12 protein-coding genes are annotated in these 12,661 nt (G+C 40.4%); all 12 read right to left on the reverse strand.

Annotated features, from left to right (window positions below):
- Position 1 precedes the first annotated feature (1 nt).
- From R8G33_05370 to R8G33_05425, 12 genes are read right to left on the reverse strand one after another with little or no spacing between them, the layout of a single operon-like run.
- Positions 2 to 1,504 (reverse strand): NADH-quinone oxidoreductase subunit M, encoded by a 1,503-nt coding sequence (locus R8G33_05370; protein ID MDW3095087.1) that lies wholly within the window; start codon positions 1,502 to 1,504, stop codon positions 2 to 4.
- Positions 1,505 to 1,514: 10 nt separating this feature from the next.
- Entirely contained in the window at positions 1,515 to 3,473 is a 1,959-nt protein-coding gene (nuoL, locus tag R8G33_05375; GenBank protein MDW3095088.1) for an NADH-quinone oxidoreductase subunit L, read from the reverse strand.
- 3 nt (positions 3,474 to 3,476) lie between these two features.
- Positions 3,477 to 3,782, reverse strand: a complete 306-nt coding sequence (gene nuoK, locus R8G33_05380; protein ID MDW3095089.1) for an NADH-quinone oxidoreductase subunit NuoK — start codon at positions 3,780 to 3,782, stop codon at positions 3,477 to 3,479.
- 11 nt (positions 3,783 to 3,793) lie between these two features.
- Complete coding sequence (locus R8G33_05385) at positions 3,794 to 4,396, reverse strand: NADH-quinone oxidoreductase subunit J (protein MDW3095090.1); 603 nt, start codon at positions 4,394 to 4,396, stop codon at positions 3,794 to 3,796.
- A 17-nt stretch (positions 4,397 to 4,413) separates the two neighbouring features.
- Entirely contained in the window at positions 4,414 to 4,893 is a 480-nt protein-coding gene (gene nuoI, locus R8G33_05390; GenBank protein MDW3095091.1) for an NADH-quinone oxidoreductase subunit NuoI, read from the reverse strand.
- Positions 4,894 to 4,933: 40 nt separating this feature from the next.
- Entirely contained in the window at positions 4,934 to 5,992 is a 1,059-nt protein-coding gene (gene nuoH, locus R8G33_05395; GenBank protein ID MDW3095092.1) for an NADH-quinone oxidoreductase subunit NuoH, read from the reverse strand.
- Positions 5,993 to 5,994: 2 nt separating this feature from the next.
- Positions 5,995 to 8,391, reverse strand: a complete 2,397-nt coding sequence (nuoG, locus tag R8G33_05400; protein ID MDW3095093.1) for an NADH-quinone oxidoreductase subunit NuoG — start codon at positions 8,389 to 8,391, stop codon at positions 5,995 to 5,997.
- 3 nt (positions 8,392 to 8,394) lie between these two features.
- Positions 8,395 to 9,681, reverse strand: coding sequence for an NADH-quinone oxidoreductase subunit NuoF (gene nuoF / locus R8G33_05405; protein ID MDW3095094.1), 1,287 nt, complete (start codon positions 9,679 to 9,681; stop codon positions 8,395 to 8,397).
- Positions 9,682 to 9,684: 3 nt separating this feature from the next.
- Positions 9,685 to 10,179 (reverse strand): NADH-quinone oxidoreductase subunit NuoE, encoded by a 495-nt coding sequence (gene nuoE / locus R8G33_05410; protein MDW3095095.1) that lies wholly within the window; start codon positions 10,177 to 10,179, stop codon positions 9,685 to 9,687.
- A 4-nt stretch (positions 10,180 to 10,183) separates the two neighbouring features.
- Positions 10,184 to 11,437, reverse strand: coding sequence for an NADH-quinone oxidoreductase subunit D (locus R8G33_05415; GenBank protein ID MDW3095096.1), 1,254 nt, complete (start codon positions 11,435 to 11,437; stop codon positions 10,184 to 10,186).
- Between the two features lie 2 nt (positions 11,438 to 11,439).
- The gene (locus R8G33_05420) at positions 11,440 to 12,159 is read right to left on the reverse strand and encodes an NADH-quinone oxidoreductase subunit C (GenBank protein MDW3095097.1); all 720 of its coding nucleotides are present in this window, start codon (positions 12,157 to 12,159) and stop codon (positions 11,440 to 11,442) included.
- 10 nt (positions 12,160 to 12,169) lie between these two features.
- Entirely contained in the window at positions 12,170 to 12,646 is a 477-nt protein-coding gene (locus R8G33_05425) for an NADH-quinone oxidoreductase subunit B family protein (protein MDW3095098.1), read from the reverse strand.
- Positions 12,647 to 12,661: the final 15 nt, after the last annotated feature.

Consider the following 12,661-nt stretch of genomic DNA (forward strand, 5'->3'; position numbering starts at 1 on the left):
ATCAGGAAATTTTTGTCGTCAGTGCATAGTTAAGAACTCTTTCTAGTGAAGGCTGCAAATAATCCACTAGAGGTGCTGGCCATACACCCAATAAAATCACCATGACCGCCAAAGTCAGTAATATTAGAAACTCTCGCGAATTAACATCTTGCAAAGCTGTCACAGTGTCATTTAATACCTCACCAAATATCACTCGTTTCACTAACCATAAAGAATAAGCTGCGCCTACAATTAAGGTAACAGCTGCTAATGCCGCATACCATAAACTGGCATCAAAACTGGCAACAATCACCATGAATTCTCCAACGAAACCAGAAGTACCAGGTAAACCTGAATTAGCCATTGCAAACAACACCATAAATGCTGCGAAAACCGGCATGCTATTTACGACACCTTGATAATCATCAATATTGCGCGAATGCATGCGATCATAGAGAACACCGACACATAAAAATAAAGCACCCGATATAAATCCATGCGAAATCATTTGAATCATTCCACCTTGCAAAGCCAACATTTGAAAATCAGTATTACCAAGACTAATCTGATATATAACAAAAAATCCTAAGGTAACAAAACCCATATGAGCGATTGACGAATACGCGATTAGCTTTTTCATGTCTTTCTGAGCAAGCGCTACAAATCCGATATAGACAATTGCAATTAACGACATCGCAATCAGCAACCAATCTAACTCACGACTAGCATCAGGTGTAATTGGAAGATTAAATCGCAAAAATCCATAACCACCAATTTTCAACATAATTGCTGCCAATATTACTGACCCACCAGTTGGAGCCTCAACGTGCGCATCAGGAAGCCATGTGTGAACTGGCCACATAGGCACCTTGACCGCAAAGGCAATTAAGAAAGCTAAAAAGATTGGTATTTGGATATGTAATGGAATAGCCACCTCATACAATCGTGCTATTTCAAAAGTATTAGTTTGCGAATATAAATATAACAATGCAATCAACATAAACACCGAACCAAAGAATGTGTATAAAAAGAATTTAATAGTTGCATACACACGTCTCGGGCCACCCCAAATTCCTATAATTAAAAACATAGGAATAAGCATTGCCTCAAAAAATACATAAAACAGCATGGCATCCATTGCACAGAAAACACCAACCATTAGCCCTTCGAGCAGTAAAAATGCAGCAAGGTAATTATGGACTTGATGTTTTATGTTAGTCCAACTTGCAATTACCACTATCAGTGTCATGAATATTGTTAACACTATTAATGTGATCGACACTGCATCAGCGCCTAATGCATAATATATATCAAACGACTCAATCCAATTGCGCCTTTCAACAAATTGCATTTCAGCACTAATATGGGATTTAGAAATCAGCAACACACCGAGAATCATTTCCACGACGGAGACAAGCAAGGCAAACCACTTCATCCCCTCACCGATCTCTCTACCCATTAACATAATCAGGACAGACGCCAAAATTGGCATCCAAATGAGTAGACTGAGAATAGGAATTTCCATGAGCTCCACTCTAATTCTGGAAATATAAATAAGTTAACAAGCCTAACGACCCAATAATCATTGCAAAAGCATATTGGTATAAATAGCCGCTCTGGAATTTACGCAATTGCGTTGAAACGCCCCGTACCATACTTGCCGTTCCATTTACCATTAAACCATCAATCAATATTCGATCACCCAATGCAGATGCAACTTTCCCTACTCCCACACCGATTCCTGCAAAGCCTTTTACAAACAACCAGTCGAATCCATATTTTCTGGTAAGAATGAAATTTGGAATTGCAAATATTGGCGATAGTAGTTTTGGAATATTTGGGAACAACCAATAACATAAGCACGCAAATACGATTCCGCCCATCAACAAATAAAATGCATAGGTGACAAAGCCATGCTGGACCATTGCTAGAACACCATGAAAGTGCTCCGCCATTGCACGCATAACACCATGTGTTTCATTTACATAAATGGAGTCAGCAAAAAAGTCTCCGTAAATCATTGGTTGAATAGTGTAGCCAGCAAATACACTACAAATAGCTAAGATAATTAGCGGCACAGTAACAACTCTAGGTGTTTCATGCACATGCGTATAGGCTTCATCACTCATACGAGGTTTGCCATGGAACACTAGAATAAACAATCTTAAGGAATAAAATGCAGTTATAAATACACCAGACAAAACCATCCAATAGACATAATCTGCGCCTGGTAGATCTGATAAATGCACCGCCTCAACAATCGACTCCTTGGAAAAGAATCCTGAAAAACCTGGGAAACCAATTAGCGCCAATGTGCCAATTAACGACGTTACATAGGTAATTGGCATCCGTTTCCATAAACCACCCATTTTGCGAATATTTTGCTCATGATGCATAGCAATAATGACAGAGCCTGCCGCCAAGAATAATAATGCTTTAAAAAATGCATGCGTATAAAGATGAAAAATTGCTAAGGAATAAGCAGAGACGCCAAGCGCCACGGTCATATAACCCAGTTGTGACAAGGTAGAATATGCAATAACTTTTTTAATGTCGTCCTGAACAGTTGCTACTAAGCCCATAAAGAACGCTGTGATTGCACCAATAAACATAATGAATAGTAACGCGGTATCACTCAACTCAAACAATGGGGACATGCGAGCTACCATAAATATGCCTGCGGTTACCATGGTAGCTGCATGTATTAATGCTGAGATTGGTGTTGGGCCTTCCATAGAATCTGGCAACCACACATGCAATGGCACTTGCGCCGACTTACCCATCGCGCCAACAAATAATGCAATACAGATAAATGTTACCAATGGCACTTGAATTGCGCTTGTGATTTGCAATTGCGAATCTACCAAAGTTGGTGCTACTGAAAATACTTGTGAATAATCCAAGCTAGATGTGGAAACAGCAATTGCAGCAATTCCCAAGAGAAATCCGAAGTCACCAACACGATTAATTAAGAATGCCTTAATATTTGCCAATATCGCGGAAGGTCGTGTATACCAAAAACCAATAAGCAAATACGACACTAAACCTACCGCTTCCCAACCAAAGAATAACTGTAAGAAGTTGTTAGACATCACCAACATCAACATTGAAAATGTAAATAATGAGATGTAACTAAAGAAACGCTTATAACCTGGATCTTCATGCATGTATCCAATAGTGTAGACATGCACCATTAGCGACACAGAAGTGACTACTAACATCATAGTAACAGTCAAGGAATCGATTAAAAATCCAATCCCCATTGAAAAACTACCAATACTAGCCCACTCATAGACAGAGAAATTTTGCGGCTCAAAATTTGTTTGAAACAATTCATAAAAAATTATGCTAGATGCAATTAACGAAATTGTCACACCGCCAATGGTGATCAGGTGAGCATGAGAACGAGTTAACCATCTGCCTAGCAGGCCTACGAGGGCTGATCCTGCCAAAGGGGCAAGCACAGTGATTAAACATAAATGCAAGACAGACATGCGTTAGCCCTTCATCTCGTCAAGATCTTGCACGTTAATGGTTCCACGATTACGAAATACCACAACGAGTATGGCTAAACCGATAGCAGCTTCAGCTGCAGCCACTGTAAGTATAAAAAATACGAACACTTGACCAGCTAAATCATTTAGATAATACGAGAATGCAACAAAATTTATGTTCACAGCTAACAACATTAGCTCTATGGACATTAGCAATACGATTAAATTTTTGCGGTTCATAAAAATGCCTGCTACCGCAAGAGAAAAGAGAATAGCACCAAGAACAAGGAAATGAGTAATTGTAATCATATCGTCAGCACTTAATACTCTTTCTTATTCTCACTTGGCAAAGAAACTATTCGCACACGATCTTTAGCTTTTACCTTGACCTGCTCTGAAGGATTTTGACTTTGCGTTAGAGGGCGTTGGCGCAGCGTCAGCACAATCGCCGCAATAATTGCAACTAACAGAATTACAGCAGCCGTCTCAAATGGTAGCAAATAATCTGTATATAAAATCTTACCCAGCTCGTGAGTATTTCCCAGCTCTTGAGCACTGTGAGATGCGCGCTCAATCCTAAATTCTTTAGAAATAACTATAAGTACAAGTTCAGCAATCATAACTAATGCAACTACAATCGCGACCGGCATAAATTTCACAAAGCCTTCTCGTATCTTTGCTGTATTGATATTTAACATCATCACAACAAATAAGAACAACACCATTACCGCACCAACATAAACCAGTACTAACGTAATCGCTAAGAACTCTGCTTCAAGTAATAACCATATTGCCGAAGAAGTGAAAAACACTAACACCAAGCTCAATATAGAGTGCACAGTATTTTTTGCTGTAATCATCCGCAACGCAGCCACAACCATAATGGCAGAGAAAAAATAAAATATGATTAATTCAAATGACATAAAAAATAATCAAACAATTAGCGATACACGGCATCGGTTTCACGGTCTTGGGCAATTTGTTCTTCATATTTTTCTCCAATTGCCAGCAAATCTTGTTTCTTCATAATTTGTTCGCCGCGGTTTTCAAAGTGGTATTCAAAGTTTCTTGTCTCTACAATGGCATCTACTGGACAAGCTTCCTCACAAAACCCGCAGTAAATGCATTTAAATAAATCAATGTCGTAACGTGTGGTTCTTCTTGTGCCATCGTCGCGCTCATCTGTATCAATGGTAATCGCTAGCGCAGGACATACTGCTTCACATAATTTACATCCGATACATCGTTCTTCACCACTGGGATAGCGTCGCAATGCATGCAACCCACGAAAACGAGGAGATTGAGGTGTTTTCTCTTCTGGATATTGAATAGTTATTTTCTTTGCACCGAGTTTTCTGCCTGTCACAGACAAACCTTTGAACAATTCCCACAAGGAAAAACTTTTAAGAAAATGTATCATTGATATAACTTCCTAATTACTCGCAATTGCTTATATGCAGTTAATCGAACCATGGCCCAACCCCATAAGCAATTGCTACACCTTCAACGAAAATCCAAACTAATGTCACCGGAATTAACACTTTCCAACCCAAGCGCATAATCTGGTCGTATCGATAACGTGGGAATGTAGCGCGAAACCACAAGAAGCAGAATATAAAGAACGATGTTTTCATGAAGAACCAGTGCGGGCCAGAATCGAACACCGCACCAATAACAGGTGCATTTACCAGTCCATTCACATTTTCAAATGGACTCAACCAGCCCCCCAAGAAAAGCAACGCAGTCAATGCAGAAATTAAAATTATGTTGGCATACTCAGCAAGAAAGAAAACCGCAAACCCCATTCCAGAATATTCCACATGAAATCCTGCAACAATTTCTGACTCGCCTTCTGCCACATCAAATGGTGCGCGATTAGTTTCAGCAACTCCCGAAATTAAATACACTAAAAATAGCGGTAACAATGGTAACCAATACCAGTGTGTAACACCGCCGCTTTGCTCATTAACGATATCCGTTAGATTCAAACTACCACTGGCCATTAATACGCCAACCAATGCAAAACCCATCGCTATTTCATAAGAGACTATTTGTGCTGCAGAACGCAATGCGCCTAATAAGGCATACTTTGAGTTCGATGCCCAACCAGCAACAATCACTCCGTAAACACCCATTGATGTCAACGCAAGTACATATAGCAATCCTGCATTGATATTTGAGAATTGAACACCTTCAGTCAAAGGTATTACTGCCCACGCACCTAAGGCGGGCACGATAGATAATACTGGTGCTACTCGAAATAAAAATTGACTAGATTTTCTTGGAAGAATCATCTCCTTAGTCAGCAACTTCAACGCATCAGCAATTGGTTGCAACCATCCTCTTGGACCAACACGATTAGGCCCAATACGAACTTGTATGTATCCTATAATTTTACGTTCAGCAAAAGTTACATAAGCCACAGCACCCATTAATGCCAACAAAAATATAACAACCAATACCGAGGTAATAAATAAATCTCTGTACAGTTCTGGAATGGCATACCAATAAGACATCATCGTTAAGCCACCGATAAATTTTTAAGTTCTACTGCTACAAAGAAACCACTAAGTTTTTCACTCCTAGGCAAACCTCTTGGTATATGAACAGTGCCGGGTAAAATATCATTATTAATGACACATTTAAAAATACCACTATAATCTCCTTGCGAGACCTTGACCCACTTACCCTCAATCAAGCCATGCTTCTCTACATCAATGACATTTACCATCATGACTGACTCGTCAAGATTTTGCGCTTGCTTTAAAGAACTGGCATTTCTGACAATTGCATCTATAGAATAAATTGGTGTAGCACCCGTACTAAATATTACATCGGACTCCCAATGCTTGATATCCACATCAGGAAAAGAAGGCAATACGTTGCTAAATTCAAAAGAACTATCTAACTGCTGAGAAATTTCCTTACGAACATCTTCAATACTGAGGTAATCAAACTCTTCAAGCTCTAATTCCGAACCTAACATGCGAAGAATTTTCCAGCCATCTTTCACATCTTCATCTGCCTCAACAACCTTTGAATAAGATTGCCATCTTCCCTCCATATTAATCTTAGTGCCTTCCGCTTCGGCATAGCATTTAATTGGCAACATCCAATCACAGTATTGCTGCATGGCTTCAGTTGTAAATGAGTTAATTGCAATTACTTGTTCTGCTTGCTCAAGCGCTCTTAAAGTTTCTACAGGTAATACACAGTCCCACTCCGGCTCAAGACCTATTAACACTAAAACTTTTCTCGGTGACTGAATCATTTGCTGGTAAGTCATACCAGGTTCGTCAATCGCTTGAGACATAATGGCCCTATGCGGCAATACTCCCAATAATGATGCACCACTAGCATTTGATGCTGTCGATATGTAACCAAATGTTGATTCAGTTAATTGCGCCAAACAAAATGAAACAGCCCTTAAATTTGAGTATTCATAATGATGCTGCATTAAGCTGCCTATCAACACAGTACTATTTTCTTTATCTAATAATGCTTTTGCGATGCCAGCCATATCATCATCGAATTTAGCGCTTGACAATAATGATTGCCATTCACTAGGAGCTTTATGCTTAGCACTGTTATTTAATCCGGCCAACAGGCCTATTAATCTCGCCAACCATTCTTGTGGCTTCACAATAATATTGCCAGATAAGCTCATGTGGAATTCACAATGATGCGGATTTACTACAAAGACCTTAGCGCCACGTGCACTTGCCTTACGTACTTTATGTGCAAGCATTGGCTGCTCATTACGCAAATCAGAGCCAATAATTAAAATCGCATCTTGTTTTTCCAAGTTTGCGATATTTTGTCCGAGCCAAGGAAATGCCGGATCTGAATCTTGGTGCTGAAAATCAATTTGATTTACTCGATGATCAATATTGTTAACACCTAATGCACGAGCAATCTTTTGAGTTAAATATAATTCTTCATTACTTTGATTTGGACTAATCAAAAATCCAACATCATCAGCATCATATTTTTTCAAAATTGCCGCAATCGAACTCAATGCATCTGACCAATGCAATTGTTTCCACTCTTCGGCGTCTTTATACATCACATGCTTTAATCTATTATCGCTATACATACCTTCATAGCTAAAACGATCTCTATCCGAAATCCAGGTTTCATTAACGTCAGGATTCTCTTGAGGAACAACACGAATTACTTCATTACGTAGTGTATGCATTATCAAGTTGGAGCCGAATGAATCGTGCGCACTAATATTACTTTGCTCGACCATCTCCCACGCACGCGCTTTCATACGCGATGGTTTTGCATTCAGCGCACCGACGGGACATAGATCAATCACATTTCCAGACAACTCAGACGATAGAGACTTCTCAACATAGGTACCAATTTCCATAAACTCACCACGACCTGTCGCGCCAAGCTCACTGACACCTGCAATTTCATTACCAAACCTCACGCAGCGCGTACAATGAATACAGCGTGTCATGTCTGTTGAAACCAGTGGCCCAATATTTTTATCTCGCACAACTCGCTTTCTTTCATTGAAGCGACTCACATCACTACCATAGCCCATCGCAACATCTTGCAGTTCGCACTCGCCACCTTGATCACACACCGGGCAATCTAAAGGATGATTAATTAATAAGAATTCCATCGTGCCTTTTTGTGCATCTAATGCTAACTCTGAACGAGTAAAAACTTTCATCCCATCACTCACAGGTGTTGCACAGGCAGGTAACGGTTTTGGTGCTTTTTCAACTTCGACCATACACATGCGACAGTTAGCAGCAACGGATAAATGTTTGTGGTAACAAAATCTTGGAATACTTACTCCTGCTTGGTCTGCAACTTCGATGAGCATTGCATTACGTGGTGCCTGTACATCCACACCATCGATTGTGACTGTGACCAAATCTTTTTGGTTTTGATCCGTCATAGTCTACGCCGCATTTTCTTGTTTTGTGACCATACTGTGACCATGCTTTACATAGTGAACAAATTCTTCACGGTAATGCTGTATAAAACTTTGCACAGGCATTGCAGCCGCATCACCCAATGCACAAATAGTTCTTCCTTTTATTTTCCCGGCGACATCATCAAGTGTATCGATATCTGACAACTTGCCTTCACCTCTGACGATTCTTGTTAGCATTCTATAAAGCCAGCCGGTACCTTCTCTGCACGGTGTGCACTGTCCACACGATTCAGAAAAATAAAAACGTGAAATACGCCGCAGTACTTTCACCATGTCTGTTGCGTCATCCATCACTACTACTGCACCAGAACCCAAGAAAGAACCTGCCGCTCCGATAGAGTCGTAATCCATATTTGTTTGCATCATGATCTCACCAGGTATTACTGGTACCGACGAACCTCCTGGAATGACTGCTTTAAGCTTTCCACCATTCCATACGCCACCTGCCATATCTAGTACTTCACTAAATGGAGTGCCTAGTGGTATTTCATAATTACCTGGCTTAGCTACATGACCAGACACAGAAAAACATTTCACGCCACCGTTATTAGGAATGCCCAAATTTGCAAACCATTCTGAGCCTTTATTAATAATAGAAGGCACAGAAGCTAAACTTTCAGTGTTATTTATAGTAGTTGGACAACCATACAAACCGAACGCTGCTGGAAATGGCGGCTTAAATCTAGGCAGACCTTTTTTACCTTCTAACGATTCAAGCAATGCAGTTTCTTCACCGCAAATATAAGCACCAGCACCTAATACATCGTATAACTCGAAATCAAAACCAGAACCTAATATGTTTTTTCCTATATATCCTTGTTCATACGCTTCACTGAGCGCTTGCTTAAAACGTTTATAAGGTTCATCTATAAATTCGCCACGCATATAGTTGTAACCTGCGTTAGCACCAATGGCATAACCCGCAATTATCATTCCCTCAACTAATGAATGAGGATTAAAACGAAGTATGTCACGGTCTTTACACGTGCCCGGCTCTGACTCATCTGAATTACATACCAAATAAGTTGGCTTCTCCGTATTTCTAGGCATAAAACTCCACTTCAAACCAGTAGGGAAGCCTGCACCTCCACGACCGCGCAAGCCGGAAGATTTCACTAACTCCACCACATCTTCTGGTGAAATTTTTTCGTGTAATATTTTTTCTAGCGCTTTATACCCACCCACTTTCTTATATGTTTCAAGCGACCATGGCTCAGTTAAATTACGAGTTTGATATACGACGTCGTCCATTCCCTAATCCAATGCATCCAAAATCTCATCGACTTTGGCTTCGGTTAAATTTTCGTAGTAGACATGATTGACTTGCATCATGGGCGCACCACAACAACCTGCCAAACACTCCTCTTCTTGCTTCAAAAAATATTTTCCATCAGGAGTACTTTGGCCGCATTTAATGCTCAACTTATTTTCAATATAGCCCAGCATCTCTTCACCTCCACGCAACATACAAGATAAGTTTGTGCAGACTGCAATTGTATGTTTGCCTACAGGCTCAAGCTCAAACATGGAATAGAAAGATGCAACTTCATACACAGCAATTGCAGGCATCTGCAATTTATCTGCCAAAGCATCCATTTGCTCAACAGGCAAATAACTATACTCGTGCTGAATGGCATGTAAGCCACCCAATACTGCCGATTGTTTTTGGTCATCAGGAAATCTGCGCAACCAATCTTCAACTTGATGCTGCACTTCTACCGATAAATTTCTTTGTGTTGTTTTAGTCATAGCGTTATCGATCAATTTCACCGAACACTATGTCTTGAGTGCCAATCACTGCAACCACGTCGGCAATCATATGACCTTTAACCATTTCATCTAAAGATGCAAGATGCGCAAACCCTGGCGCCCTAATTTTTAGACGATAAGGCTTATTTGCTCCATCAGATACCAAATACACACCAAATTCGCCCTTTGGATGTTCAATTGCGGTATACACTTCACCTGGAGGCAAACAATAACCTTCAGTAAATAATTTGAAATGGTGTATTAGCGCTTCCATATCATCTTTCATGTCAGCTCGAGGCGGCGGCGTGACCTTATGGTCATCGAGCATCACAGGACCTTTATTATTTCTTAACCACTCTGCACACTGTTTAATTATTATATTGGACTGACGCATTTCCTCTATACGCACTAAATATCGGTCGTAACAATCTCCATTAACACCCACTGGAATAAAGAAATTCATCTTGTCATAAACTTCATAGGGTTGCTTACGTCTTAAATCCCACTCTACTCCAGAACCTCTCAACATTGGCCCGGTAAATCCAAGTTGAAGCGCTCGCTCCGGTGACACAATTCCTATATTAACTGTACGCTGTTTCCATATTCGGTTATCTGTTAATAAAGTTTCGTATTCATCAACGCATGAAGGGAATCGCTGCGTAAAAGAATCGATAAAGTCGAGTAAAGAACCTGACCTTTCCTCGTTTAACTTATTTACTTCTTTATCGTTACGCCATTTAGAAGTTTCATACTGAGGCATCGTGCCAGGCAAATCACGATACACACCACCCGGACGATAATAAGTTGCATGCATACGTGCGCCAGATACAGCCTCATAACAATCCATTAAATCTTCGCGCTCTCTAAATGCATACAAGAACATTGACATTGCACCGACATCAAGCGCATGCGCACCAAGCCATAACAAATGATTCAAAATTCTAGTTATCTCATCAAACATGACACGTATATATTGCGCACGTTCCGGCGCCTCAATCCCAAGCAACTTCTCAATTGCTAACACGTAACCATGTTCGTTACACATCATCGACACATAATCGAGTCTATCCATGTAACCAATACTTTGATTGTATGGCTTACTTTCTGCTAATTTTTCAGTACCTCGATGCAGTAAACCCACATGAGGATCAGCTCGCTCAATTACTTCCCCGTCTAATTCTAAAATTAAACGCAACACGCCATGAGCAGCAGGATGCTGCGGGCCAAAGTTCATAGTGTAATTACGTATCTCAGCCATGACTACGACTCTTCTGCGTTAGGTTCTTCGCTATCTGAATAACGATTATCTTCGCGAATTACCTTAGGCACGAGTACTCGAGGTTCGATAGAAACAGGTTCGTATATTACTCGCTGCTTGGATGGCTCATAACGCACTTCTACATGACCTACTAAAGGAAAATCTTTTCGCAGCGGATGTCCAACAAAACCATAGTCAGTTAACAGCCTTCGCATATCTGGATGACCATTAAAAACAATGCCGTATAAATCAAATGCTTCACGCTCATACCAATTAGCACAATTCCATATTGAACATACAGAATTGACCATCGGCATTTCATTGTCTTGGCAAAATATTTTCACGCGTAAACGTTGATTTTTAACAACTGACAATAAGTGATACACCACAGCGAAACGAGGTGTCTGCATATCATCATCAATAGGATTATCGTCAAACTTAAACCGGCCAAAAGTATTCTCAGAAACTCCACGGCTAAATCCTGAGCCTGTCGCTTGCTTTGTTTTCCATTCAGTTTTGCCATATTCCAAATAATCAATGCCTGCGACATCCATTAATTGATCAAACTTAAAACTTGACCCATCACGTAATTGCGTAAGCAATGAACTTGCCTGATCATTTTTAATAATCAAAGTGAATTCATTACGATCCAACTCAAGCTGGCACTGTTCTTTATCAGCAAGTACACGCAAGGCCGATTCAAAAGTATCTGTCTGGCTCATACGATTTTGATTAGCGTGAAATAGAATTGCTGCGACGTATTTTGTTTTGCAATTGCAATACGCCATACATCAATGCTTCAGCGGTAGGCGGACAACCAGGAACATAAATATCAACCGGGACAATTCGATCACAACCACGAACAACAGAATAGGAATAATGGTAATAACCACCACCATTGGCACATGAGCCCATAGATATCACCCATTTTGGTTCTGGCATTTGGTCATACACTTTACGCAATGCAGGCGCCATCTTATTAACCAATGTACCTGCCACAATCATCACGTCAGATTGTCTGGGGCTCGGCCGAAACACCACACCGAAACGATCTAAATCATAACGAGAAGCACCTGCATGCATCATTTCTACTGCGCAGCAGGCAAGTCCGAATGTCATTGGCCACATTGAACCTGTTCGCGCCCAATTAACCAGCTCATCCAGTTTTCCAACAGCAAAGCCTTGCTGCATTATTTGCTCAGTATCCATTTCTCTCCAAGCATT

Source organism: Gammaproteobacteria bacterium, assembly GCA_033344735.1.
Taxonomy (GTDB): Bacteria; Pseudomonadota; Gammaproteobacteria; order UBA4575; family UBA4575; genus UBA1858.